The sequence below is a fragment of the Microbacterium sp. 10L49 genome (assembly GCF_056395125.1).
Map to the genome: position 1 here is coordinate 943,392 of NZ_JBFTIW010000001.1, position 22,954 is coordinate 966,345.

A 22,954-nucleotide genomic window follows, 5' to 3' on the forward strand; every position below is an offset into this window, starting at 1 on the left:
CGGGTCACGCCGGATCGACGGACGGGGCTGTCGACGCATCCGCGACCAGGATCGTGGCCTCGTGATGCACCGGGAACGACACCGAGTTCGCGATGAAGCACCACGCGTTGGCCTGCGCATGCGCGGACTCCGCGGCTTCGCGCATGGACTCCTCGGCGATCGTGACCACGGGGTGCAGTGTCACCTCGGTGAACGCCCCGCCGCCGCGCCCGTCCTCCTGCATCGTGCCGGTGGCCTCGTCACGGTAGTCGACGACCACGACGCCTGCCGTCACGCAGGCGTGCAGATAGCTCAGCAGATGGCACTCGCTGAGCGCCGCGAGAAGCAGATCCTCGGGGTTCCAGCGGGTGGGATCGCCCCGGAACGGCTTGTCCGACGAGGCCAGCACGTCGGGCTTGCCCGCGACGCTCAGCGTGCTCGCGCGGTCGTAGTCGCGATAGCCCGAGGTGCCCGTCCCCCGGTTGCCGGTCCAGGTCGTCGTGAGGGCGTAGCGGTGCGTACCGAGGCTCATGCATCCATGGTGCCAGGATCCTGTCGGCGCCGGTTCGCATCACGCCTGTCGGCGGGGTCCGCGCCCACTAGGCTGGCTGTCGTGGTGCAGACTCTGACCGTCCAGGATGCCGTGGAACTCGCCGTCGTCGAACGGAACGGATTCATCGAATCCCGCCACATCGGAGCGGCGGTCGTGCTCTCCCCGGAAGGCGAGGTCCTCGCCCGCCACGGCAACGCCGACGCGCTGGTGCTGCCCCGCTCCAGCCTGAAGCCGCTGCAGGCGATCGGCTGCCTCACCGCCGGCGCTCCGCTGGAGGGCGAGCAGCTCGGCCTCGCCACGGCGAGCCACATCGGCACCGACCGGCACGTGGCCGTGGTGCGCGAGATCCTCACGGCGGGCGGGCTCACCGAGGACGACCTCGGCTGCCCCGCGGATTGGCCCGGCGACTCGGCGACCAGGGACGAGCTCGTGCGCGATCACGCCGGCAAGGCGCGCATCCGGATGAACTGCTCCGGCAAACACGCGACCATGCTGCGCGCCTGCGTCGCGAACGGCTGGCCCACCGCCGGGTACCTCGACGTGGACCACCCGCTGCAGGTGCACATCAAAGACGTCGTCGAGCGGCTCAGCGGCGAGCGCGTCGCCGCCACGGCGATCGACGGCTGCGGCGCCCCGGTGCACGCCATCACCCTCACCGGGCTCGCGCGGGCCGTGCATCGCATCGGCAGCGCCTCGGAGCGGTCGCCGTTCGCGCTGCACCGGGTGGCCGGCGCCCTGGTGCGCACGGTGCGGGAGAACCCGTGGACGATCGAAGGCCCAGGGCGCCCCGACACCATCGCGATCGAGAAACTGGGCGTGTTCGCCAAGCACGGCGCGGAGGGCGTGATGGTGATGGTCGCCCCGAACGGTGCCACCGTCGCCCTGAAGATGCTGGACGGATCCGGCCGTGCGGCCACGATCGTGGCCGCCACCCTGCTCGCCCGCGCGGGCGCGCTGACCGACGCGCAGGTGGACAGCCTCGCCTCGGCCCTTCCACTTGCCGTCCTCGGAGGCGGCAGCGGCGTGGGGGCCATCCGCCCCGGCGCCGGAATCTGAACGCCCCCAGAAAGGGCCAGAACCCGCGGGCGGGAAAAGCCCATCAGGGAAAAGGAAAGGAGCCACGATGAGGATCTCTGTCCCCAGCGAGGTGAAGAACAACGAATTCCGCGTCGCGCTCACGCCCGCCGGAGTGCACGACCTCGTGCAGGCCGGTCATGAGGTCATCGTGCAGTCCGGCGCCGGTGCCGGATCCTCGATGTCGGATGCCGACTACCTGGAGGCGGGAGCGACGCTGCTCGATGACGCCGACGAGGTGTGGGCTCGCGCCGAGCTGGTGCTGAAGGTGAAGGAGCCGATCGCCAGCGAGTACCACCGCTTCCGCAGCGACCTGGTGCTGTTCACGTATCTGCACCTCGCCGCCGATCGCCCGCTCACCGACAAGCTCGCAGAGTCGGGCATGACGGCGATCGCCTACGAGACGGTGCAGCTGGCCTCAGGTGCACTGCCGCTGCTCGCGCCGATGAGCGAGGTCGCGGGTCGCCTTGCCCCGTTGGTCGGTGCGAACACGCTGATGCGCTCGAACGGCGGCCTCGGTCTGCTGATGTCGGGCGTTCCCGGAACCCGCCCCGCCACCGTGACGGTGATCGGCGGCGGCGTCGCCGGCGCGAACGCGGCCGTGATCGCCGCAGGCATGGGCGCGGACGTGACGATCTTCGACACGAACATCGCGCGGCTGCGCTATCTGGACGACTTCTTCGGCGGCCGGGTGAAGACCGCGGCGTCGAACCCGTTGGATCTGCGTCGCGCCGTCGTGAACTCGGACCTCGTCATCGGATCGGTGCTGATCCCCGGGGCCAAGGCGCCGAAACTCGTCACGAACGACATGGTCGCCGAGATGCGCCCCGGCAGCGTGCTCGTGGACATCGCGGTGGACCAGGGCGGCTGCTTCGAGGACACCCACCCGACCACGCACGACGACCCCACGTTCCGCGTGCACGACACCGTGTTCTACTGCGTGGCGAACATGCCGGGCGCGGTGCCGAACACCTCGACCTCGGCCCTGACGAACGCGACGCTGCCCTATGTGCGGCAGATCGCGGGCCGCGGCTGGCAGGCGGCGCTGCGTGCCGATGCCGCTCTCGCCGGCGGTCTCAACGTGACCGGCGGGAAGATCGCCAACGCCGGCGTCGCGACCGCGCACGATCTGCCCCTCACGCCGCTGGACGAGCTGCTGGGCTGACATCGCCCCGCGGGGTGGGAAGGATCACCCGGGACGGACGCCCGTCCCGATCGATGGTCCATGCCCGCCCCGCGTGCGGCACGGCGTACGGCGGCAGCTCGCGCACGCCGGTGAGCATGCGCAGTTCCCTGGTTGCCTCGGCGAGCACGACGACCTCGCCACCGCGGACGATCCGCTGCCACAGCGCGTATTGCCGTTGCCATGCCTCCCCGTCGCCGACCAGCACGATGAGGCCCGCGGCCTCCCGCTCTGCGGAGGCCGCGCGTTCCGCCGAACGAGCGATCGCATCGTCCGCGCGAATCCGTGCCGGTGCGGCGGACTCATCGAACCGCCCTGCGCCATCCGGAAGGATCACGGGCACGCCATCCACGAGCACTTGCACCGCGGCGCGGCCGAAGCGCCCGCCGAGCCTCTCCGCCGTCCGCGCCGGTGCCGTGCTCACCACGCCGACGAGCATCGCCCGCGGCTCCCACTGCGGCGTCTCCGGGTGTACCGCCGTCCGCTCCAGGGGCGAGGAGCCCGGTGCTCCCGCCTCGGCCTCGGCCTCCGGCAGCACGAACTGCACCTCGGCGCCGCCCAGCCGCGCCCGGCCCGGGGGCCGGTCGGGGTCAAAGGTGCCGGGCTCACCGCCGGCGGTGAGGTGCTCCGTGCGGCTCACGGTGCGCAGCAGGGCGCGCTCCGGCAGCAGATCCGCAACCGCGGAGATCTGCCCGCTGCATCGTGACGCGCTGAGCAGCACGGTCCCTCCGTGCTCGGCGGCGAGGCGGACGACGCGCTGCAGCCGCTCCACCCACGCGGAAGCGTACTCGAGCGGGAACGCGGCGAGGTGCCGATCGACATCGTCGACGGCCAGCAGCGGCGGCACCGGGCGGCCGCCGTCCGCGATCTCGTCGATCAGAGACCACGCCTGCTCGGGATCCGGCCTCAGCAGCACGCCTCCCGGCACCTGCGCCACCGCGGCCCTCAGCACGCTGCTCTTGCCGGCCCCCGGGCCCCCGAACACCACGAGGCCGCGGTCCTCGCCGATGCGCAGCGTGCGCACCGTCTGCCGCTGCTGCTCCGGTTCGTCCGCGAGGCCGAGCGTGATCTCCCCGGGCGCAGCGGCGGGGAGATCGGCCCGCTGCAGTTGCGCGGGCAGTGCCGCCTGCCACGGGCTCCGCGCCCGCGGGACACCGCGCCAGTGGGCCGCGATCGTGGCGAGCTCATCGGCGCTGGTCCGCGCGACGCGGAACACGGCGGGCGCCGCGTCCTGAGGGCGGCGGACGTAGGCGAGACCACGTCCTGCGAGGTCTCCGGGCAGAGCCGCTGCCGCGTCGCTGCCGATCATGATCCTGCTGTCGGCGGGATCCGTGACGCGCAGGGCGATCCGCAGAGGGCAGTTCGCCGCCAGCGCGTCGCGGATGACCCCGGTGGCGCGCTGGGTGCCCAGGATGAGGTGCATGCCGAGAGCGCGACCGCGGGCGGCGATGTCGGTGAACACCGCCGCCAGATCAGGATGCTCCTGCAGCAGCGCCGCGAACTCGTCGACGACGATCACCAAGCGGCCCAGCGCTCCCCCGGTCTCCGCGACGCTGCGGGCGCCCGTCTCCGCGAGGACGCCCTCTCTGCGCCGCAGCTCGGCACGCAGGCTCCGCACCCCGCGCTCCGCACCATCGGCGTCGAGGTCCGTGATGACGGCGGCGACGTGCGGCAGGGCGCGCAGCGGCTCGAAGGCCGTGCCGCCTTTGAAGTCGGCGAGCACGAAGGTCACCTGGTCTGCCGAGTGCGTGGCGGCCAGCGCGGCGACCCAGCTCACCAGGAGCTCGCTCTTGCCCGCGCCGGTGACACCGGTCACGAGCGCGTGCGGCCCGTCCGCGACGAGGTCCGGCACCACCGCCCCTTCCGCATCCCGCCCGATCGCCGCCCTCAGGCCCTCGCGCGCCACGGACTCCGGCCCGACGTTCCCCATGTCCCACTGGCCCGGCGGAGGCGGCAGCACCTCCTGCAGCGTCACCGCCGCGGGAATCGCCGCCTCATCGTCCTGCTCCCGGATCAGAACCTGCACGATCGCCTCCGCCTGCTCGCGGGAGATCCCCTCCGCCGCACAGTCGTGCGTCCCCTGCGGCGTGCGCAGCCGGGCCGATGCGGGCTCCGTGACGTCGAGCACCGCGTGGTAGCCCACCGGCGGTGGCGTTCCCGGCTCGAGCAGACAGAGCCTGGGGCCGGACGGCGCGCTCCGCTGCACGCCGAGATGCACGACACCGGCGTCATGCCGGGCAAGGCGGGCCTGGGGCAGACCGTCAAGCCCGAGCGCGGCCACGGCGTCTCCCTCGAGACAGACAGCGCCGTTCGCGTGCCGAAGGCACAGCTGCAGCACCATCGCCCTGGCCACGGCGGCGGCGATCGGCGCGGGCCCTCGCACGCACACGCCATCGGACAGGCGCACCAGGACCGGCACCCCCGTCACGGCGCTGTGCTGGGCGCGGAACGCTTCGGCTCTTCCCCCGGTGCCGCTGAACCGCAGCGGCGAAGGCCCGTCTCCGCGGCCGGCTGCGATCTCGACCGTGTCCGCGAGAGCGATCGGACGCGTCGGCGGGTCCACGAGGCAGGCGGCGATATCGGGGACGGCCCGCAAACGGCGGGCTCTCTCCTCCGACTCCCGGTCATCCACGATCTGTTCGACTCGCGACCAGGCCTGCGTCTCCTCGGCCCGTGCGACACGTGCCGCGCGGCGACGCTGGCGAACGCCGTCCAGGAAGGAGCCGAGGATCATGACCGGCCCGAGGGCCGCGAAGCACAGGGACAGGGGCGAGCCCGTGACGGCGAAGAGCACGATCCCCGAGACCACGGGCACTGCCGCGGCGAGCAGTGGGAGCGAGCCGCGCTGCGGGGCGGCGGCGACAGCGGGGAGGATGATCGTCTCAGCGGGATCCATTCCGCCATCCCACCGTGAACCGCCCCGACGCGGGGCGCGCTCAGCGCAACCGGTGCACTACTCGACGGCGATCGGTGCTGTGGAGGAGGACCCCTCGTCGGCCGATGTGCGGTGCACGTCCACCACGATGACGGTCACGTTGTCCCGCCCGCCGTTCTCCAGGGCAGCGGCGAGCATCGCGTCGACCGCGGCGCCCGCCGTCGGATTGAGTCCGAGGAAGTGCTGGATCCCGTAGTCGGTGAGTTCCTTGGTGAGCCCGTCCGAGCAGATCACGAACCGATCGCCGTCCTGCACGCTGAACTCGCGGTAGTCGGGCGGCAGCGCCTCGCTGACTCCGACCGCGCGGGTGATCACGTTGCTGTATGGATGCCCCTCCGCCTCCTCGGGGCTGAGCCGCCCGGCCGTGATCAGCTCCTGGACGACGGAGTGGTCCGTCGTGACCTGGCTGAGGACTCCGTCGCGCAGCAGATACACCCGGGAATCGCCGATGTTCAGCGAGACCCAGCGCGCGTCGTCGCCGACGAGGGTGAAGAAGACGCCGGTGAGCGTCGTCCCCGTGCCCTCGTCCGTGGTGTCCGGGTGCGCGGTGATGTCGTGCACGGCGCTGACCAGGGCGGTCTCGATCGTCTCGGTCGTGATCTCACCCGCGGCGACCGCCTCCTCGAGGCGCACGATCGTGCGCTGACTCGCGATCTCACCTCCCGCGTGGCCGCCCATGCCGTCCGCCACCACGAACAACGGGAACTCGGCGAGGAGGGAGTCCTGGTTGTTCTCCCGGCGACGGCCGGTGTCCGTCGCGCCGGCCCACGTCAGGACCACCGTGTCACCGGACGCCAGCGCGACCTCGCGCTCGTGCGAAACCTGGCTCATCGCGGTCCTCCGCATCCTCGTGCGATCGGAACGACCGCTGAAATCTCACACATCGTAATGGATCCCTGGCCTCGACACACGGCTCAGACGGCCGGATCCGCCGGGAGCGGAAACAGGGCGTCGATCGCGGCGATGTCCTCCGAGGTCGGGCTCCACGCCGCGCCCGCGCGCGCGTTCGCCTCGATCTGCTCGGCGGAGGTCGCGCCGGCGATCACGGAGGCCACGCCGGGTTGCGCCAGCAGCCAGCCGAACGTCGCCTCGAGCATGGTGATGCCACGCTCGTCGCAGAACGCGCGATAGGCGTCCAGCGCGTCCCAGGGCGCGTTCTCCCAGAGATGGGCCCTGGTGCGCATGATCCGGCTCTGGGAGGGTCCGCCGTCGCGGGTGAACTTGCCTGTGAGCAGGCCGTTGTGCAGCGGGAAGAACGGGAAGAAGCCGAGGCCGAACCGGTTGACCGCCGGCAGCACCTCCCGCTCGGCCGCCCGGGACAGCAGCGAGTACTGGTTCTGCGAGGAGATGAAGCGCGCGCTCCTCGTCGCGCTCAGCTCCGCCTCGGCGATCTGCCAGCCGCTGAAGTTGGAGTGGCCGAAGTAGCGGATCTTTCCTTCGCGGACGAGTTCGTCCAGGGCGTCCAGCGTCTCATCGATCGGGGTGAGCGGATCCGGCCAGTGCAACTGGTACAGGTCGATCCAGTCGGTGCGCAGACGACGCAGCGACTCCTCGACGGCCTTGCGCACGTAACGGCGGGATCCGAGACCCGCGGGGAAGTCGTAACCCATGTCGGCGGACGCGTAGCCGAACTTGGTGGCGAGCACCACGCGGTCACGGCGGCCGTCGAGCGCCTCGCCCATCAGGCTCTCGCTGAGGCCGGGATCCTTGCCGTACATGTCCGCGGTGTCGAGGAACGTCACGCCGTGGTCGATCGCCGCGTCCAGCACCTGGATGGTGCCCTGCAGCGTCTCGGTCGCCGTGCCCGCCCGTCCGAAGTTGTTGCATCCGAGTCCCACCGCGGAGACCAGGAGCCCGGACGATCCGACACGACGTTCAGTGCTCATGCCTCCAAACTACAGGCCGACCCAGGATGCGGTCGGCGGGCATGCGGGAAGCCCCGGTCGAAAGACCGAGGCTTCCCACGTCGTCCGCGGTCCGAGGACCGGGGCATTATCGGAGCGTCACGCCGGGGGCTGCTCGCCGTTCTCCGGAGCGGCTGCCGGCGGAGCCGGAGGCGCGGGCGGAGCCGGAGGAGTGACCGGCACGTCCGGGGCGGAAGCCGGCGGAGCTGCCGGCGGCTGGAACGTCGGCGGCGTGGCCTGCGGTGCCGGCGGCTGGAAGCCCTGCTGCGGAGCCTGGGGCGCGGCGGGCTGGCCGTAGCCGGGCTGCTGCGGCGGCGCGTAGCCCTGGGCGGCCGGCGGCTGGTAGCCCTGCGGCGCTCCGTAGCCCGGGGCCGCAGCCTGCGCGGACGGCTGCACCGGGATGCCCTGCCAGACCGTGCGGTCGGCGAAGAAGCCATTGCCGGCCCACGAGGCGGGAGCGATGTTCGGGTTCCAGCGCGACTTGTCGAAGGCGTTGATACCGAGCCAGACCAGGCTGAGGAAGACGTAGAGCACCACCCAGCCCGCACCCTTCTGCAGCTTCAGACCGACGCGCCAGGCTGCGAGGCATGTCAGCGCAAAGGCGGCGAGGCCGATGATCTGCCCGATGACGGGGATCCAGCCCAGCACGATCGCTCCACCGAACGCGTAGAGGACCAGCCAGGGGCTGAGGTCACCCAGCTTCAGGAATACCATCGAGGAGTAGACCGGAACCCAGGCGCGCCACTTGCCCTGAACGCCTGCCTTGTCGAAGATCTTCATCAGGAAGAGCGAGCCGAGTACGTAGAAGACGATGGCGAAGATAAACCACGTCAACGCGGCGATCAGGTACACAGCCGCGTAAGCGCCGCTGTCTCCGTAAGAGTCCATGTTTCCCTCCGGGAATCGGTTCATGATGCATTCGCATCGAGCAGCCTCAGCTGAGAATCAGCTGGGTGCCTCGACGCGAAACACCCTACCGCGTCCTGGCGTCGCACTCACGAACTATTTGCGGGTCGTCGGCTGATCCGTCACGAGCTCGAGGACGCCGTGCTCCCCCGTGTCCCTCAGCCGCACGCCCGAACGCTCCGCCCAGTTCAGGAGGGTACGGCGGGATCCGATCTTCGGACGCTCCTGCGCCAGACGACGCACGAAGTCGCCCTTGGCGTGCTTGTTGAAGTGGTTCAGCGCCTTGCCCTGCTCTGTCACCACACGCACGTACGCCGACGGCAGACCCTCGGGAACGGGTCCCAGATCCACGTACGCCTCGGAGCGCAGGTCCAGTACGAAGGACGGCGCCGCGGCGGCGAGCTCGGCCGACACGGTGCCCGCCCACAGTCGCCGCAGCGGAGGCAGTCCCGGCACCGATGCCCCGGCGCCGAGCCGATACGACGGGATCGCGTCGAGGGCGCCGACCGGACCGAAGGGCGCGCTGTGCACGAGCACATGAGCCCCCAGCCAGCGCCGCGCGTAGCCGTCGAGCGTCGGTGCATCGAGCGCGTCGTAGAGCACGCCCGTATAGCGGTCCACGGCGGGCATGACCTCGGCCGTCCGCAGCCGGGCGTTGTCGTACAGGGCTTCGGCGAGCTGCTTGTCGCTGAGCTTGAGCACCCGGCGTGTCGCGTCCGCGTCGGCGGCCAGCGCCATGAGGGCGTCGCGCAGCTGCTCGCGCTGCGGCAGCAACCCTGGCAACGCCCATGCTGAAGGCTCGGGCACCCCCGACGTCCCGCCCGGGCGCTTGGTCTCCGACGGCGGCAGCAGGATCTTCATGTCACTCCCCCGGACAGACGTCCGCCCCGGTTCCCCGCAAGAGGCGGGGAACCGGGGCGGACGTGCAGGATGCTGTGGATCAGGCGACGAGCGCCGCGTTGCCCGCGACGATCGTCAGGGCGTTGCCCTCCATCGAGACGAAGCCGTCACGCGCGCTGGCGAGCACCTTGGTGCCATCCAGCTGAGTGATACGGACCTGGCCCTCGGCGAGGATGGCCAGCACGGGCTCGTGACCGGCCATGAAGCCCAGCTCGCCCTCGACGGTCTTCGCGACGACGAGGCTGGCCTCGCCGGTCCAGACCTCCGCGTCGGCGGAGACGAGGCTGACGTGCAGTGATGCAGCACCGGGCGCCATGATCAGGCGTTCTCCTTCTGGATGCGAGCCCAGTTCTCCTCGACGTCCGAGATCGGGCCGACGTTGAAGAAGGCCTGCTCCGCGACGTGGTCGAAGTCACCGCGGCAGATCGCGTCGAACGACTCGATCGTGTCCTTGAGCGGAACCGTGGAGCCCTCGACACCGGTGAACTTCTTCGCCATGTAGGTGTTCTGGGACAGGAACTGCTGGATGCGACGGGCGCGCGCCACGACGATCTTGTCCTCTTCGGAGAGCTCGTCGACACCGAGGATCGCGATGATCTCCTGCAGCTCCTTGTTCTTCTGCAGGATCTGCTTGACCGTGGTGGCCACGCGGTAGTGGTCCTCGCCCAGGTAGCGGGGGTCCATGATCCGCGAGGTCGACGTCAGCGGGTCGATCGCCGGGTACAGACCCTTCGAGGCGATCTCACGCGAGAGCTCGGTGGTCGCGTCGAGGTGCGCGAACGTCGTGGCGGGAGCCGGGTCGGTGTAGTCATCGGCCGGCACGTAGATCGCCTGCAGCGAGGTGATCGAGTGGCCGCGCGTCGAGGTGATGCGCTCCTGGAGCACGCCCATCTCGTCGGCGAGGTTCGGCTGGTAGCCCACCGCGGACGGCATGCGGCCGAGCAGCGTGGAGACCTCGGATCCGGCCTGCGTGAAGCGGAAGATGTTGTCGATGAAGAGCAGCACGTCCTGCTTCTGCACATCGCGGAAGTACTCCGCCATGGTCAGCGCCGACAGGGCGACGCGCAGGCGCGTCCCCGGCGGCTCGTCCATCTGACCGAAGACGAGGGCGGTCTTGTCGAAGACGCCCGCCTCCTCCATCTCGGCGATGAGGTCGTTGCCCTCACGGGTGCGCTCGCCGACACCGGCGAACACCGACACACCACCGTGGTCCTGCGCGACGCGCTGGATCATCTCCTGGATGAGGACCGTCTTGCCGACGCCCGCACCGCCGAACAGGCCGATCTTTCCACCCTGCACGTACGGGGTGAGCAGGTCGATCGACTTGATGCCGGTCTCGAACATCGTGGTCTTCGACTCGAGCTGGTCGAAGTTCGGGGCCTTGCGGTGGATCGGCCAGCGCTCGGTGATCTCGATCTGCTCGCCGGGCTCGGCGTTCAGGACCTCGCCGATCACGTTGAAGACCTTGCCCTTGGTGACGTCGCCGACGGGCACCGAGATGGCCTCGCCGGTGTCGCGCACCTCCTGGCCGCGGACCATGCCGTCGGTGGGCTTGAGCGAGATGGCACGGACGAGGTCATCGCCGAGGTGCTGGGCGACCTCGAGGGTGATCTCCGTCGACTCCTCGCCGATGGTGATCGTCGTCTTCAGTGCGTTGTAGATGTCGGGGATCGAGTCGTGCGGGAACTCGATGTCGACGACCGGGCCGGTGACGCGAGCAACGCGGCCGACGACCGTCGTAGCGGTGGCAGTCATAATTCGTCTCTCTCCTGAGGGGTCTTACTTGCTCGACGACAATGCGTCGGCGCCGCCGACGATCTCGGCGATCTGCTGCGTGATCTCCGCCTGACGCGCGTTGTTGCGCAGGCGGGTGTAGTCGGTGATGAGCTTGTCGGCGTTGTCGCTGGCCGACTTCATCGCCTTCTGCGTCGCGGCCTGCTTGGCGGCGGACGACTGCAGGAGGGCGTTGAAGACCCGGCTCTGGATGTACACCGGCAGGATCGCGTCGAGCACCGTCGCCGCATCCGGCTCGAACTCGTACAACGGGTACACGGCACTCGAGGTGTCGGCCGCGTCGGCCTCCGCGATCTCCAGCGGAAGCAGGCGCACCGTCTCGGGCGACTGGGTCATCATGCTGACGAAGCGGTTGTACACGAGGTGGATCTCGTCCACGCCGCCCTGCTGGCCACCGCGCTCGAACGCCTCCAGCAGCGAGGCCGCGATGGCCTCTGCCGTGTGGAAGGACGGCGTGTCGGTGTCACCCGTCCACTCCGCGGCGGCCTCGAGGCGCCGGAACTGGAAGTACCCGACGGCCTTGCGACCGACCAGGTAGAACACCGGCTCGCGACCCTCCGAGCGCAGGAGCTCGGCGAGCTCCATGGCCTCGCGCAGGATCTGCGAGTTGAACGCGCCGGCCAGGCCCCGATCGCTCGAGAAGATCACGACCGCGGAGCGGCGGATCGTCTCGGGCTCACGGGTGAGCGGGTGGTCGACGTTGGAATGCGTCGCGACGGCGGACACGGCCCTCGTCACGGCCCGCGCGAAGGGCGAGGACGCGTTGACACGCGCCATCGCCTTCTGGATGCGCGAAGCCGCGATGAGTTCCATCGCCTTCGTGATCTTCTTGGTCGTCTGAGCAGAAGAGATCTTCTGCTTGTAGACCCGGAGTTGTGCGCCCATAGCTGAGAATCCCCGCGATTACGCGCGGCGGCCCTTGACGATCTTCTCCTGGTTCACGTCGTCGACGTCCGCGGCGCTGTGCTCCTCGTGTCCGGGAGCGCCGATGCCGTGGCCCTTACCGCCCTGGAACTCGAGGAGGAAGGCGTCGGTGGCCTTCTCCAGCTCCGCGACCGTGTCGTCGTCGAGGACGTTGGTCTCGCGGAGGGTGTCGAGCACGGTGGTGTTGCGACGCAGGTGATCCAGCAGCTCGCGCTCGAAACGCAGCACGTCCTCGACCTCGATCGAGTCGAGCTTGCCCTTGGTACCGGCCCAGATCGAGACGACCTGCTCCTCGACGGGGTAGGGCGAGTACTGCGGCTGCTTGAGCAGCTCGGTGAGGCGCGCGCCGCGAGCCAGCTGACGGCGGGAAGCCTGGTCGAGGTCGGACGCGAACATCGCGAAGGCCTCGAGCGAGCGGTACTGCGCCAGTTCGAGCTTCAGCGTGCCGGAGACCTTCTTGATCGACTTGACCTGGGCGTCACCACCGACGCGGGACACCGAGATGCCCACGTCGACAGCCGGACGCTGGTTGGCGTTGAACAGGTCGGACTGCAGGAAGATCTGGCCGTCGGTGATCGAGATCACGTTGGTCGGGATGTACGCCGAGACATCGTTCGCCTTGGTCTCGATGATGGGCAGACCCGTCATCGAACCGGCGCCGAGCTCGTCGGACAGCTTCGCGCAGCGCTCCAGCAGACGGGAGTGCAGGTAGAAGACGTCGCCCGGGTAGGCCTCGCGGCCCGGCGGACGGCGCAGCAGCAGCGACACGGCACGGTAGGCCTCGGCCTGCTTCGACAGGTCGTCGAAGATGATCAGGACGTGCTTGCCGCCGTACATCCAGTGCTGGCCGATGGCCGAGCCGGTGTAGGGGGCGAGGTACTTGAAGCCGGCCGGGTCGGACGCCGGGGCGGCGACGATGGTCGTGTACTCCAGGGCGCCGGCCTCTTCCAGCGCGCCCTTGACGGAGGCGATGGTCGAGCCCTTCTGGCCGATGGCGACGTAGATGCAGCGGACCTGCTTGTTGACGTCGCCGGAGTCCCAGTTGGCCTTCTGGTTGATGATCGTGTCGATCGCGATCGCGGTCTTGCCAGTCTGGCGGTCACCGATGATGAGCTGGCGCTGGCCGCGGCCGACCGGGATCATCGCGTCGATGGCCTTGATGCCGGTCTGCATCGGCTCGTGCACGCTCTTGCGCTGCATGACGCCAGGCGCCTGCAGCTCGAGAGCACGGACACCCTCCGTCGCGATCTCACCGAGGCCGTCGATCGGGTTGCCGAGCGGGTCGACCACCCGGCCGAGGTAGCCGTCGCCGACCGGGACGGAGAGCACCTCACCGGTGCGCGTGACCTCCTGGCCGGCCTCGACACCGGAGAACTCGCCGAGGACGACGACACCGATCTCGTGCTCATCCAGGTTCAGTGCGAGTCCCTTGGTGCCGTCGGCGAAGGTCACGAGCTCGTTCGCCATGACGCCGGGCAGGCCCTCGACGTGCGCGATGCCATCCGCTGCGTCGATGACGGTGCCGACCTCGGTCGCCACGCCGCCCGTGGGCTCGTACGCGGCGACGAAGTCCTTCAGCGCGTCACGGATGACGTCGGGGCTGATCGAAAGTTCTGCCATTGTCTTCCCTTTGTGTATGGGTGCGCGGCTTCCCGCGCGAAGTCGTGTTTCAGCCCGCGAGCTTGTGCCGGAGATCGGCGAGGCGGGCGGAGATGCTGCCGTCGATGACATCGTCCGCGACCTGCACGCGCAGGCCTCCGACGACGGAGGAGTCGAGCACCTCGTTCAGCGCGATCTGGCGGCCGTAGCGACCGGCCAGAACCGCGCGGAGACGGTCGCGCTGCGGCGCGCTCAGCGGAGCGGCGGTGTGCACCGTCGCGACGATCCGGTCGCGCTGCGTGGACACGATGCGCATCGCCCTGCTCAGCAGCCGGCGCACGCGGCGCCCACGCTGCTGGCGCACCAGCGAGGTGAGGATCAGCGACGTGGCCGGGTGCAGGCTCGCACCGACCAGCTTCTGCACGAGCGCGGCCTTGCCTTCACCGCCGCCCAGGCGGCTGCCCAGGGCGAGTTCGAGATCGGCGTTGTCGGCCACCAGGCGCGACACCGAGAACAGCTCGCCCTCGATGTCGGCGTCGGGCGCGGCGATCGCCGCAGCGCGCACGGCCAGCTCCTCCACACCGTCGACCAGGTCGGCGGCGGAGGACCAGCGCTGCGAGACCGCGACGGTCAGCACCTGCTGCGCAGGCGCCGACGCGCCGGCGAAGACGCGCGACACGAGTGCCGCGCGGGCCTCGACCGGAGCAGACGGATCGGCGAGCGCGCCGCTCAGCGCGGAGGACTCACCGATCAGGCGCGTAGCGGAGAACAGGTCTCCGGCGACGTCGAGGGTGATGCCCTGCGCGGCGGTCAGAGCGCTGCTCGACGCCTCAAGGGCCTGAGCGGTCGCGCTGCCCATTACTTCGCCGCCTCGGAGGCCTCGAGGTCCGCCAGGAAGCGGTCCACGACGGCCGTCGCGCGTGCGTCGTCGGAGAGGGTCTCGCCGACCACGCCACCGGCGAGGTCGAGGGCGAGGCCGCCGACCTCGTTGCGCAGCGAGACGAACGCCGTCTGGCGCTCGGCCTCGATCTGCGCGTGTGCGGCTGCGGTCGTGCGAGCGGCCTCTGCGGCAGCGGTCTCCTTGGCCTCGGCGACGATCTTCTTGCCGTCCTCACGGGCGGTCTCGCGGATCGCGCCGGCCTCGGTGCGGGCCTCGGCGAGCTGGCGGGTGTACTCCTCCAGCGCGGCCTCGGCCTGCTTCTGCGCCTCATCGGCCTTGGCGATGTTGCCCTCGATGGCCGCGGAGCGCTCGTCGAGCATCTTCGTGAACCGGGGAAGAGCGACCTTCCACACCACGAACAAGATGATCAGGAAGAACAGACCCGACCAGACGAGATCGTAGGTCTCGGGAAGAATCGGGTTCTTCGTCTCACCCTCGGCCGCGAGGTGCGTGACAAGAGCGTTCAGCATCCTGTCTCCTTCGGGATTCGAGTGCGGGTTACGGGAAGGGGATGAAGCCGACGGCGATGCCGATGAATGCGAGCGCCTCGGTGAAGGCGATGCCGATCCACATCAGGACCTGCAGGCGACCGGCCAGCTCGGGCTGGCGGGCGACACCCTCGATCGTCTTGCCGACGACGATGCCCACGCCGATGGCCGGGCCGATGGCGGCGAGGCCGTAGCCGATTGCCGCGAGGTTGCCGTTGACTGCTGCGAGAACCGTAGTAGCGTCCACGGATTTTTCCTTTCGTTGTGGGCGGCAGGTTCGCCGCCCGCAGGGGTTGTCAGTGCTCTTCTGCGACCGCGAGCTGGATGTAGACCGCGGTGAGGACGGTGAAGACGTAGGCCTGGAGGACAGCGACCAGGATCTCGAGGGCCGTGAAGGCGCCTCCGAAGGCGAGGGTCGGGATGCCGAGGACGGCCCAGCCGCCACCCGCCGTGAAGAAGAAGAACCAGGTGGCCGAGAAGCACAGCACGAGCAGCATGTGCCCGACAACCATGTTCATCAGCAGTCGCAGCATGAGGGTGACCGGGCGGATCACGAAGGTCGAGATGATCTCGATCGGCGTCACGATGAAGTAGACCGGCCATGGCACGCCCGAGGGGAACAGCGCGTTCTTCACGAAGTTCTTCGGGCTCTTCTTGAGACCCGCGTAGATGAAGGTCACGTAGCTGATGACCGCCAGCATGAGCGGAACGGCCGCGACGCTGGATCCGGCGATGTTCAGGAACGGGATGATGCCCGTCAGGTTGAAGAACAGCGTCATGAAGAAGATCGTCGTCAGAAGCGGCAGGAAGCGGTCGCCGTCCTTGCGTCCGAGCAGGTCGTGCGCGATGCCGCCGCGGACGAAGTCCAGGCCCATCTCCACGACGCTCTGGAACCGCCCGGGGACGATCTTCATGCGTCGGGTGCCGAGCACCAGGAAGAGCACCAGGACGATCACCGAGAACGCCTGCACCAGGTTGATGCGTGTCACGCCGATGCCGGCGATGTAGAACAACGGCGCAGGGAAGAAGTCGTCGATGGACGGTCCGTGGAACCCGCCGTTGTCGGCCAGTCGAGGGATCATGGTCGCAGCAAGATTAAACAGCGCGGGCTCCAGCGTCGGGGCACCGGGGGCTACCGGGGCGTCGGTCGATATGCTTCACAGCGCAACGCTCGCGTGACGAGCGGGCTCGGGTTCCAGCCTATCAGACCAGTGAGTTGCCTGAATCCCCGTCCGGAGCCTGCTGTGAGCCGGTTCCCGTGCCCGGAGCGACGTCTTCGGGGGCGACGGTCGGCAGGGATGCGTCGCTGACGACGGGCAGCCGCATCTTCAGGAACACCACCGCGTCGATCGCGAGCGAGACCAGGACGCCCGCCAGCAGCGCCCAGAAGAAGACGAGCGGCTCCAGCCAGGGCTGTCCGCGCAGCACGAGGATGAGCACGAAGAACAGCCCCAGCTTGAGGAACCAGCCGCCCATCACGATCGCGAAGAACAGCTGCACGTACAGCTCCTGCCCGAACCAGCGGTTGGCGATGAGGATGCTGCCGGCTGTGATCGCCCCGAAGAGCACCGCGATGAGGGCGCCGATCAGGCCGCTCCACACTCCCGGGGCGCCCTTGAGCACTCCCCCGATGATCCCGGCCACGATCGCGAGCACGACAGCGGCGATGCCGGAGGCGATCAGCGCCGTGCGCAGGACCGGGGTGCTGGTGACGGGGCTCTGGCCGGCGGAGGGGCGGTGGCTCGCGGAGCTCATTTCGATTCCTTCTGGGGTGCGCGCGGACGCGACGGGATGAGGGTGACGACGAGGCAGGCCGCGGCCCCGACGACGCCGAAGATGATGCCGGCGGCGTATTCGCCGTACCAGCCCTCGCGCGAGCCGATGTACATCAGCAGCACGGCGATCGAGATGATGGCCGTCCACGCGTAGAAGATGAGCACGGCGTCGCGGCCGCGGTGGCCGAGGTCGAGCATGCGGTGGTGCAGGTGCTTGCGATCGGGCGAGAACGGCGACTTGCCCGCGCCCATGCGTCGCAGCACGGCCAGTCCGAAATCGAGCAGCGGCAGCAGCACCACGACGACCGGCAGCAGGATCGGGATGAACGCGCCGAGCAGCTGGGAGCGCCCGATCTGCGCGTTGGTGAGCACAGCGGGATTCAGCTGCCCGGTGATGGCGACGGCGCTGGTCGCCATGAGCAGGCCGATCACGAGGGCGCCGGAGTCGCCCATGAACAGCTTCGCGGGGCTCCAGTTCATCGGCAGGAATCCGATGCAGGCTCCGATCAGCACGGCCGCGATGAACGGGGCGAGGCTGAAGTAGCTGGACTGCCCGATGTCGCGGGCGATGATGTAGGAGTAAGCGAAGAACACGCCGTTGGCGATGAGGCAGACGCCGGCGACCAGGCCGTCGAGCCCGTCGATGAAGTTCACCGCGTTCATCACGATCACGATCGCGAACATCGTGATCACGATGCTCAGCCAGTTGGATGCGATCACGGGCTCCGCGAGCGGGAGCGAGGCGATCTGCAGCCCGCCGACGATCGTCACCAGCCCCGCGGCCAGGAACTGCGCTCCCAGCTTGATCATCCAGTCCAGATCCCACAGATCATCGATGACGCCGACGATCGCGATGAGCAGGACCGCGCCGACCACCGACCACATCGTCTGCGGCTGCGCCCAGATGATGTGGAAGAACGGACTGGCCGCGCTCGCGGCGAAAGCCGCCAGGATGCCGAGCAGCATCGCCACTCCCCCGAGCCGCGGCGTCGGCGTCGTGTGCACATCGCGCTCGCGGATGCCCGGGTACAGCTTGAAGCGCAGACTCAGCTGCCACACCGCCCACGAGCAGGCCAGGGTCACGGCTGCCGTGAGGATCACGGTGAACAGGTACTGCTTCACGGGGTCGCTCTCCTCCGGCCAGGATCAGGGCTGCTCGTCGAGCAGGTCCCCGAGCACGCGGGCGAGCTCGTCGCGGGAGACCGCACCCTCGCGGAGCACGCGCACCTTCGCGTCCTCGCCCCCCGGGCGCACGAGCGACGTGGCGTCGACGATCGTGGAGGCGATGCCGCGGGTCGCGGGACCTGCGTCGAGGTAGACCTCGATGCTGTCGCCGAGCATGCCCTTGGCCTGATCGACCTCGACGGCGGCCGGCTCCCCGGTCAGGTTCGCGCTGGAGACCGCGAGCGGGCCGGTCTCCTCGAGCAGGGCGAGGGCGACCCGGTGGTCGGGCATCCGCACGGCGACCGTGCCGTGGGTCTCGCCCAGATCCCAGACCAGGGACTGCTGCGCGGGCAGCACGATCGTGAGCCCGCCGGGCCAGAACTCGTCGACCAGACGCTGCACCGGCTCCGGCACGGTCTCCACGAGGGCGGCGAGAGTGGCGGTGCTGCCGACGAGGACGGGCGGCGGCTGCTGGCGCCCCCGCCCCTTCGCATCGAGCAGGCGCTGCACGGCGGCGGGGCTGAAGGCGTCGGCGCCCACGCCGTAGACGGTATCGGTGGGCAGCACGACCAGCTCGCCGCGGCCGATGGCAAGACGGGCCTGGCGCATACCGGTGAGGATCTGATCCGCGTCGCGGCTATCGAAGACTGAGGACATGACCGGCCCAGTCTACGGGGCGCGGCGCCGTGCGCCCTGAGCGGGCGTGCGGATCTCCCCAAGCCGGCGGATCCGGCTACGGGCGGATCGCCGTCGTCGCCCGGTCGCGCTGGGTCAGGTCGCGGTGCGTCGCCGTCGCGCGCCAGCCGTCCGCAGCGAGGAGCTCACGGATCGCGTCGCCCTGCACCTCCGCGTGCTCGAGCACGAGCGTCCCGCCGGGGTGCAGCAGCGCCCAGGCGCGGCGGCTGATCGCGCGCACCACGTCGAGTCCGTCGGGCCCGCCGTACAGCGCGAGCGCAGGGTCGTGAAGGCGCACCTCGGGATCGCGCGGGATGGCATCGTCCGGCACATACGGAGGATTGGAGATGACCACGTCGACCGTGCCGTCCAACTCCCCCAGCTCCGACCGGAGGTCGCCGAGCACCAGGGAGAGGTTCTGCTGCCCCGCCGTGTTCCGCAGCGCCCAGGCGTGCGCCTCGGGCGAGAGCTCGACGGCGTGCACCTGCGCGTGCGGCACCTCCGTCGCGAGAGCGAGGGCGATGGCGCCGGATCCGGTGCACAGATCCACGCCGACGGGGACCGGCGAGGCGGTCGCGAGCAGCGCGTCGATCGCGAACTGCGCGACGATCTCGGTCTCCGGGCGCGGCACGAACACACCGGGCCCCACCGCCAGCTCGAGGTGGCGGAACGGCGCCATGCCGGTGAGATGCTGAAGCGGCTCCCGCGCGGCACGGCGTGCGACGAGCGCGTCCAGGGCAGCCTCGTCCGCATCGGTCAGCACGTCTCCGCGGATCATCGCCGCCTGGACGGCACCACGACCGAGCCCGAGGACATGCCCGGCCAGGAGCTCGGCGTCGACGACGGGATCCGGGACGCCGCCGTCGCCGAGGGTCGTGGCGGCCCGGCGGAGGGCATCGGCAAGGGGCACGGACATAGACGTCCAGCGTAATGCGGGCGTCACATTCACCGGGCCCACACGCCATCGTCCTAGGCTGTGCTCGATCGTGTCCCCGTCGGAAGCGGGATGGGATCGTGGCAACCCCGAAGAAGTGCGTCCATCGAAAGGTCCCTCATGGCAGGCATCCACTCCGACATCACCAGCACGTTCGGCAACACCCCGCTCGTCAAGCTGAACCACGTGACCGAGGGCCTCGGCGCCACGGTGCTGGTCAAGCTCGAGTCGTTCAACCCGGCCTCGAGCGTCAAGGACCGCATCGGCATCGCGATCGTCGACGCCGCGGAGGCATCCGGCGAGCTGAAGCCCGGTGGCACGATCGTCGAGGCGACGAGCGGCAACACCGGCATCGCCCTGGCCATGGTGGGCGCCGCACGCGGCTACCGCGTGATCCTGACGATGCCCTCCTCCATGTCGAAGGAGCGCCGCGTGCTGCTGAAGGCGTTCGGCGCAGAGCTCGTGCTGACCGACCCGACCTTGGGAATGAAGGGCGCGATCGAGAAGCTGCAGGAGATCATCGCGGAGACCCCGGGCGCCGTCTGGGCCCGGCAGTTCGAGAACGCCGCGAACCCGCAGATCCACCGCGAGACCACGGCGCAGGAGATCCTGCGTGACACCGACGGCGACGTCGACTTCTTCGTCGCGGGCATCGGCACCGGTGGCACCATCACCGGCACCGGTCAGGCCCTCAAGGCGGCCAACCCCGAGGTGAAGGTCATCGCCGTCGAGCCGACCGACTCCCCCCTGCTCAGCGAGGGGCACCCCGGCCCGGCGAAGATCCAGGGCATCGGCCCGAACTTCGTCCCCGCGATCCTGGACCGCGACGTCATCGATGAGATCATCACCGCCGGCTTCGAGGAGTCCCTCAGCACCGCCCGGGACCTGGCGGCGAAGGAGGGGCTGCTGGTCGGCATCTCCGCCGGCGCCGCCGTCGCACAGGCGCTGAAGGTCGCCGCACGCCCTGAGAACACCGGCAAGACGATCGTCGTGATCGCGCCGGACACCGGCGAGCGCTACCTGTCCACCGCCCTGTTCGAGGACCTGCGCGAGGACTGATGCCGCACTCTGGCATGTCGTGGGCCGGGCGGATGCGCGAAGACATCGCATCCGCCCGGCTCCGCGACCCCGCCGCACGTGGCGGGATCGAGATCGCCCTGCTCTACCCGGGCCTGCACGCCATCTGGGCGCATCGCGTGAACCAGGCGCTGTGGACGCGCGGACTGCGCTTCCCGGCACGGATGGGCTCGCAGGTCGCCCGCTGGCTGACCGGCGTCGAGATCCACCCCGGCGCCACGATCGGCCGTCGCTTCTTCATCGACCACGGCATGGGCGTCGTGATCGGTGAGACCGCCGAGATCGGCGACGATGTGATGCTCTATCACGGGGTGACCCTCGGCGGCCGCACCCGCGACGCGGGCAAGCGCCACCCCACGCTCCAGGACGGCGTCGTGGTCGGCGCGGGAGCGAAGATCCTCGGCCCCGTCGTCATCGGCGCGCGCTCCGCCATCGGCGCCAACGCCGTCGTCACGAAGGACGCGCCCGCCGATTCCGTGCTCACCGGGGTCCCCGCCAGGGCCAGGCCTCGTGTCGAGGGAGAGAACACGGCGAGGATCCTGTCGGTGCCCGACTACTCGATCTGAGCTCGGCGGCGCCCCGCCCTCCGCGGGGCATCCTCGTTAACGCTTCTTGGCCGCGGCTTTGAGCGCTGCCGCTTCGCGCACCTCCCGCTTGATCAGCAGCAACGGCAGGACGACGGTGCAGACCGCCGTGATGATCCAGACGACGACCGGGCCCAGGATCCAGCCGAGCGCGTCGGTGATCCGCAGACCCCCGATGGGCAGCAGCACGACGATGAGCAGCGCCACGAAGGTGGAGATGATGCCGATCCCGCCCAGCAGCGCCGGCGCGTAGCGGTTGGCCATGGACGTGATCCACGGGGCGAGCAGGCTCTGCAGCACCGTGAAGATGAGCACGCACAGCACGAAGCCCCACCACTTGCTCCACTCGATGGTGAAACCCGTCAGCAGCAGATCGGCCACGATGAGGCCGATCGCGGACGACGCCACGAAGATCAGGGTGCGAGTGAGGAAGAGGCTCATGGCCGGAGCATAGCGGGGCACGGGTGCGCGCCCGGCTCGCGACGCGTACTGTCGGGGCATGCGCTGGGTGCTCCATGTGGACCTCGACCAGTTCATCGCGGCCGTCGAGGTGCTGCGCCGTCCCGAGCTGGCGGGGCTTCCGCTCATCGTGGGCGGTCGCGGAGATCCGACCGAGCGCGCGGTGGTGTCGACGGCCTCCTATGAGGCGCGCGCGTTCGGCGTGGGCTCGGGGATGCCGCTGCGGATCGCCGCGCGCAAGGCTCCGGACGCGGTGATCCTGCCGGTGGACGCGCCCGCGTATCTGGCCGCCTCCGCCGAGGTCATGGCGGCGGTGCGGGCCCAGCCGGGCGCCGTGGTGCAGGTGCTGGGCTGGGACGAGGCGTTCGTCGGCGTCGACACGGACGATCCTGAGGCGTACGCGCGGCACCTGCAACATGCCGTCCTGGAACGCACCGGACTGCACTGCAGCGTGGGCATCGGGGACACGCTCGTGCGGGCGAAGATCGCGACCGGCTTCGGCAAGCCCCGGGGCGTGTTCCGCCTCACGGCCGAGAACTGGGACGACGTGATGGGCGAACGCCCCGTGATCGAGCTCTGGGGTGTCGGCCCGAAGGTGTCGAAGCGTCTCGTGGCCCTCGGGATCGGCACGGTCGCCGAACTCGCGACCGCGCCGGAGGACGGGCTCGTCGCCGAATTCGGCCCGCGGATGGGGCTCTGGTACCGCGAACTCGGACAGGGCGGCGGATCCGCTATCGTCGACGACACCCCCTGGGTCGCGCGCGGGCACAGCCGTGAGACGACCTACCAGACCGATCTCGCCGACCGCGCGGAGATCGAACAGGCCGCGCTGACGCTGCTCGAACAGGTTCTGGACGACGTCGCAGACGACGGACGGCCCGTCATCGGCCTCGGGCTGAAGGTGCGCTACGCCCCGTTCACGACGAAGACGTTCACCAAGCGGATCCCGGAGACCGCCGACCGCGATCTCGTCATCGCGAAGGCACGGGAGCTCATCGCCCGGATAGACCCCGACCGGCCGGTGCGGCTGCTGGGGATGCGTGCCGAGATGGCGCTCCCTGACGACGTGCGCGAAGGACGCACACCCACGCGCGGAGCGTGGTGACA

24 protein-coding genes are annotated in these 22,954 nt (G+C 69.9%); 5 read left to right on the plus strand and 19 right to left on the minus strand.

Features of this window, described 5'->3' with window-relative positions; translation table 11 throughout:
* Positions 1 to 4 precede the first annotated feature (4 nt).
* The gene (locus AC1DCT_RS04465; protein WP_477427700.1) at positions 5 to 511 is read right to left on the minus strand and encodes an OsmC family protein; all 507 of its coding nucleotides are present in this window, start codon (positions 509 to 511) and stop codon (positions 5 to 7) included.
* An 81-nt stretch (positions 512 to 592) separates the two neighbouring features.
* Here AC1DCT_RS04465 and AC1DCT_RS04470 point away from each other — a divergent pair, with 81 nt between their 5' ends.
* Both AC1DCT_RS04470 and ald read left to right on the plus strand, forming a co-directional pair.
* Positions 593 to 1,588: an asparaginase gene (locus AC1DCT_RS04470; RefSeq protein ID WP_477427702.1), complete on the plus strand. Its 996-nt coding sequence runs from the start codon at positions 593 to 595 to the stop codon at positions 1,586 to 1,588.
* Positions 1,589 to 1,655: 67 nt separating this feature from the next.
* Positions 1,656 to 2,771, plus strand: coding sequence for an alanine dehydrogenase (gene ald, locus AC1DCT_RS04475; RefSeq protein ID WP_477427704.1), 1,116 nt, complete (start codon positions 1,656 to 1,658; stop codon positions 2,769 to 2,771).
* Here ald and AC1DCT_RS04480 read toward each other — a convergent pair.
* The 17 genes from AC1DCT_RS04480 to prmC form a co-directional block, all read right to left on the minus strand.
* The gene (locus tag AC1DCT_RS04480) at positions 2,743 to 5,685 is read right to left on the minus strand and encodes an FtsK/SpoIIIE domain-containing protein (protein ID WP_477427705.1); all 2,943 of its coding nucleotides are present in this window, start codon (positions 5,683 to 5,685) and stop codon (positions 2,743 to 2,745) included. The two genes, ald and AC1DCT_RS04480, sit on opposite strands and share 29 nt — an antisense overlap.
* Before the next feature lie 57 nt (positions 5,686 to 5,742).
* Entirely contained in the window at positions 5,743 to 6,555 is an 813-nt protein-coding gene (locus tag AC1DCT_RS04485) for a PP2C family protein-serine/threonine phosphatase (RefSeq protein WP_440732196.1), read from the minus strand.
* An 83-nt stretch (positions 6,556 to 6,638) separates the two neighbouring features.
* Positions 6,639 to 7,610 (minus strand): aldo/keto reductase, encoded by a 972-nt coding sequence (locus AC1DCT_RS04490; RefSeq protein WP_477427707.1) that lies wholly within the window; start codon positions 7,608 to 7,610, stop codon positions 6,639 to 6,641.
* Positions 7,611 to 7,727: 117 nt separating this feature from the next.
* Entirely contained in the window at positions 7,728 to 8,516 is a 789-nt protein-coding gene (locus AC1DCT_RS04495) for a large exoprotein (protein WP_477427709.1), read from the minus strand.
* A gap of 114 nt (positions 8,517 to 8,630) precedes the next feature.
* Complete coding sequence (locus tag AC1DCT_RS04500) at positions 8,631 to 9,395, minus strand: YaaA family protein (RefSeq protein ID WP_477427711.1); 765 nt, start codon at positions 9,393 to 9,395, stop codon at positions 8,631 to 8,633.
* A gap of 79 nt (positions 9,396 to 9,474) precedes the next feature.
* A complete protein-coding gene (locus AC1DCT_RS04505; RefSeq protein WP_440732200.1) occupies positions 9,475 to 9,750 on the minus strand; it encodes a F0F1 ATP synthase subunit epsilon in 276 nt (91 codons plus the stop codon).
* A 2-nt stretch (positions 9,751 to 9,752) separates the two neighbouring features.
* The gene (atpD, locus tag AC1DCT_RS04510; RefSeq protein ID WP_440732201.1) at positions 9,753 to 11,189 is read right to left on the minus strand and encodes a F0F1 ATP synthase subunit beta; all 1,437 of its coding nucleotides are present in this window, start codon (positions 11,187 to 11,189) and stop codon (positions 9,753 to 9,755) included.
* Positions 11,190 to 11,213: 24 nt separating this feature from the next.
* Positions 11,214 to 12,113, minus strand: a complete 900-nt coding sequence (locus tag AC1DCT_RS04515; protein ID WP_440732202.1) for a F0F1 ATP synthase subunit gamma — start codon at positions 12,111 to 12,113, stop codon at positions 11,214 to 11,216.
* Positions 12,114 to 12,131: 18 nt separating this feature from the next.
* On the minus strand, positions 12,132 to 13,772 hold the full coding sequence (gene atpA, locus AC1DCT_RS04520) for a F0F1 ATP synthase subunit alpha (RefSeq protein ID WP_440732203.1): 1,641 nt from the start codon (positions 13,770 to 13,772) through the stop codon (positions 12,132 to 12,134).
* Positions 13,773 to 13,821: 49 nt separating this feature from the next.
* Entirely contained in the window at positions 13,822 to 14,610 is a 789-nt protein-coding gene (locus tag AC1DCT_RS04525; protein WP_440732204.1) for a F0F1 ATP synthase subunit delta, read from the minus strand.
* Positions 14,610 to 15,161, minus strand: coding sequence for a F0F1 ATP synthase subunit B (locus AC1DCT_RS04530; RefSeq protein WP_441975979.1), 552 nt, complete (start codon positions 15,159 to 15,161; stop codon positions 14,610 to 14,612). Before AC1DCT_RS04530 ends, AC1DCT_RS04525 begins: the two co-directional genes overlap by 1 nt.
* Before the next feature lie 28 nt (positions 15,162 to 15,189).
* A complete protein-coding gene (atpE, locus tag AC1DCT_RS04535; protein WP_292716640.1) occupies positions 15,190 to 15,426 on the minus strand; it encodes a F0F1 ATP synthase subunit C in 237 nt (78 codons plus the stop codon).
* Between the two features lie 49 nt (positions 15,427 to 15,475).
* Positions 15,476 to 16,261 (minus strand): F0F1 ATP synthase subunit A, encoded by a 786-nt coding sequence (gene atpB, locus AC1DCT_RS04540; RefSeq protein WP_477427713.1) that lies wholly within the window; start codon positions 16,259 to 16,261, stop codon positions 15,476 to 15,478.
* A gap of 121 nt (positions 16,262 to 16,382) precedes the next feature.
* Positions 16,383 to 16,934 carry a hypothetical protein gene (locus AC1DCT_RS04545; protein ID WP_477427715.1) on the minus strand — a complete coding sequence of 184 codons (552 nt, stop codon included), beginning with the start codon at positions 16,932 to 16,934 and terminating at the stop codon, positions 16,383 to 16,385.
* Complete coding sequence (locus AC1DCT_RS04550) at positions 16,931 to 18,076, minus strand: MraY family glycosyltransferase (RefSeq protein ID WP_477427717.1); 1,146 nt, start codon at positions 18,074 to 18,076, stop codon at positions 16,931 to 16,933. Before AC1DCT_RS04550 ends, AC1DCT_RS04545 begins: the two co-directional genes overlap by 4 nt.
* A gap of 24 nt (positions 18,077 to 18,100) precedes the next feature.
* On the minus strand, positions 18,101 to 18,775 hold the full coding sequence (locus AC1DCT_RS04555) for an L-threonylcarbamoyladenylate synthase (protein ID WP_477427719.1): 675 nt from the start codon (positions 18,773 to 18,775) through the stop codon (positions 18,101 to 18,103).
* 76 nt (positions 18,776 to 18,851) lie between these two features.
* Positions 18,852 to 19,709 carry a peptide chain release factor N(5)-glutamine methyltransferase gene (prmC, locus tag AC1DCT_RS04560; RefSeq protein ID WP_477427721.1) on the minus strand — a complete coding sequence of 286 codons (858 nt, stop codon included), beginning with the start codon at positions 19,707 to 19,709 and terminating at the stop codon, positions 18,852 to 18,854.
* 138 nt (positions 19,710 to 19,847) lie between these two features.
* On the opposite strand from prmC, the gene cysK reads away from it, so the two are divergent.
* The gene (cysK, locus tag AC1DCT_RS04565; RefSeq protein ID WP_440732211.1) at positions 19,848 to 20,786 is read left to right on the plus strand and encodes a cysteine synthase A; all 939 of its coding nucleotides are present in this window, start codon (positions 19,848 to 19,850) and stop codon (positions 20,784 to 20,786) included.
* Positions 20,786 to 21,370 (plus strand): serine O-acetyltransferase EpsC, encoded by a 585-nt coding sequence (gene epsC / locus AC1DCT_RS04570; RefSeq protein WP_477427723.1) that lies wholly within the window; start codon positions 20,786 to 20,788, stop codon positions 21,368 to 21,370. The genes cysK and epsC overlap by 1 nt, the downstream gene beginning before the upstream one ends.
* Before the next feature lie 36 nt (positions 21,371 to 21,406).
* On the opposite strand, the gene AC1DCT_RS04575 is transcribed toward epsC, so the two are convergent.
* The gene (locus AC1DCT_RS04575; protein WP_477427725.1) at positions 21,407 to 21,829 is read right to left on the minus strand and encodes a hypothetical protein; all 423 of its coding nucleotides are present in this window, start codon (positions 21,827 to 21,829) and stop codon (positions 21,407 to 21,409) included.
* Positions 21,830 to 21,887: 58 nt separating this feature from the next.
* On the opposite strand from AC1DCT_RS04575, the gene AC1DCT_RS04580 reads away from it, so the two are divergent.
* Positions 21,888 to 22,952 (plus strand): DNA polymerase IV, encoded by a 1,065-nt coding sequence (locus AC1DCT_RS04580; protein WP_477427726.1) that lies wholly within the window; start codon positions 21,888 to 21,890, stop codon positions 22,950 to 22,952.
* The last annotated feature ends 2 nt before the right edge of the window (positions 22,953 to 22,954 follow it).

What these genes read in the sequence shown, in the direction of transcription:
- AC1DCT_RS04465 (WP_477427700.1), bottom strand. Translation starts at nt 511, where the DNA reads ATGAGCCTCGGTACGCACCGCTACGCCCTCACGACGACCTGGACCGGC.
- ald (WP_477427704.1), top strand. Translation starts at nt 1,656, where the DNA reads ATGAGGATCTCTGTCCCCAGCGAGGTGAAGAACAACGAATTCCGCGTC.
- AC1DCT_RS04480 (WP_477427705.1), bottom strand. Translation starts at nt 5,685, where the DNA reads ATGGATCCCGCTGAGACGATCATCCTCCCCGCTGTCGCCGCCGCCCCG.
- AC1DCT_RS04485 (WP_440732196.1), bottom strand. Translation starts at nt 6,555, where the DNA reads ATGAGCCAGGTTTCGCACGAGCGCGAGGTCGCGCTGGCGTCCGGTGAC.
- AC1DCT_RS04490 (WP_477427707.1), bottom strand. Translation starts at nt 7,610, where the DNA reads ATGAGCACTGAACGTCGTGTCGGATCGTCCGGGCTCCTGGTCTCCGCG.
- AC1DCT_RS04495 (WP_477427709.1), bottom strand. Translation starts at nt 8,516, where the DNA reads ATGGACTCTTACGGAGACAGCGGCGCTTACGCGGCTGTGTACCTGATC.
- AC1DCT_RS04500 (WP_477427711.1), bottom strand. Translation starts at nt 9,395, where the DNA reads ATGAAGATCCTGCTGCCGCCGTCGGAGACCAAGCGCCCGGGCGGGACG.
- AC1DCT_RS04505 (WP_440732200.1), bottom strand. Translation starts at nt 9,750, where the DNA reads ATGGCGCCCGGTGCTGCATCACTGCACGTCAGCCTCGTCTCCGCCGAC.
- atpD (WP_440732201.1), bottom strand. Translation starts at nt 11,189, where the DNA reads ATGACTGCCACCGCTACGACGGTCGTCGGCCGCGTTGCTCGCGTCACC.
- AC1DCT_RS04515 (WP_440732202.1), bottom strand. Translation starts at nt 12,113, where the DNA reads ATGGGCGCACAACTCCGGGTCTACAAGCAGAAGATCTCTTCTGCTCAG.
- atpA (WP_440732203.1), bottom strand. Translation starts at nt 13,772, where the DNA reads ATGGCAGAACTTTCGATCAGCCCCGACGTCATCCGTGACGCGCTGAAG.
- AC1DCT_RS04525 (WP_440732204.1), bottom strand. Translation starts at nt 14,610, where the DNA reads ATGGGCAGCGCGACCGCTCAGGCCCTTGAGGCGTCGAGCAGCGCTCTG.
- AC1DCT_RS04530 (WP_441975979.1), bottom strand. Translation starts at nt 15,161, where the DNA reads ATGCTGAACGCTCTTGTCACGCACCTCGCGGCCGAGGGTGAGACGAAG.
- atpB (WP_477427713.1), bottom strand. Translation starts at nt 16,261, where the DNA reads ATGATCCCTCGACTGGCCGACAACGGCGGGTTCCACGGACCGTCCATC.
- AC1DCT_RS04545 (WP_477427715.1), bottom strand. Translation starts at nt 16,934, where the DNA reads ATGAGCTCCGCGAGCCACCGCCCCTCCGCCGGCCAGAGCCCCGTCACC.
- AC1DCT_RS04555 (WP_477427719.1), bottom strand. Translation starts at nt 18,775, where the DNA reads ATGTCCTCAGTCTTCGATAGCCGCGACGCGGATCAGATCCTCACCGGT.
- prmC (WP_477427721.1), bottom strand. Translation starts at nt 19,709, where the DNA reads ATGTCCGTGCCCCTTGCCGATGCCCTCCGCCGGGCCGCCACGACCCTC.
- cysK (WP_440732211.1), top strand. Translation starts at nt 19,848, where the DNA reads ATGGCAGGCATCCACTCCGACATCACCAGCACGTTCGGCAACACCCCG.
- epsC (WP_477427723.1), top strand. Translation starts at nt 20,786, where the DNA reads ATGCCGCACTCTGGCATGTCGTGGGCCGGGCGGATGCGCGAAGACATC.
- AC1DCT_RS04575 (WP_477427725.1), bottom strand. Translation starts at nt 21,829, where the DNA reads ATGAGCCTCTTCCTCACTCGCACCCTGATCTTCGTGGCGTCGTCCGCG.
- AC1DCT_RS04580 (WP_477427726.1), top strand. Translation starts at nt 21,888, where the DNA reads ATGCGCTGGGTGCTCCATGTGGACCTCGACCAGTTCATCGCGGCCGTC.